1 protein-coding gene is annotated in these 372 nt (G+C 56.2%); it reads right to left on the bottom strand.

What is annotated here, in order from left to right; translation table 11 throughout:
• A partial coding sequence (gene rpsM, locus H6B10_RS15640) for a 30S ribosomal protein S13 (protein WP_204652380.1) occupies nt 1-323 on the bottom strand: 323 nt, incomplete at its 3' end.
• Nucleotides 324-372 lie beyond the last annotated feature (49 nt).

Here is a 372-nt window from a genome sequence, read left to right as displayed (position 1 = left end):
GCATTGGTCTTGGTGCGCTGGCCGCGGCAGGGAAGGCCCTTGCGATGGCGCACACCACGGTAGCACTGGATCTCGGTCAGACGCTTGATGTCAAGCGCGACGTTGCGGCGCAGGTCGCCCTCTACCATGATGTTGTTTTTGTCGATGTAGTCACGGATCTTGGCTTCTTCATCAGCAGACAGATCCTTGACGCGGGTATCAGGGTTAATTCCGGTTCCGGCGAGAATCTCGTCGGCAGTGGACTGACCAATACCGTAAACATAAGTCAGACCAACCTGGATCCGCTTCTCGCGAGGCAGATCAACACCAGCAATACGTGCCATAAAGCACCTCCATAAATAACATCCCATGTCCTAGTCGGGGCCTGCGCCG

It is taken from the genome of Gemmiger formicilis (genome assembly GCF_016901605.1).
Classification (GTDB): Bacteria; Bacillota; Clostridia; order Oscillospirales; family Ruminococcaceae; genus Gemmiger; species Gemmiger formicilis_B.
This window is presented reverse-complemented; position numbering and strand designations above follow the sequence as displayed.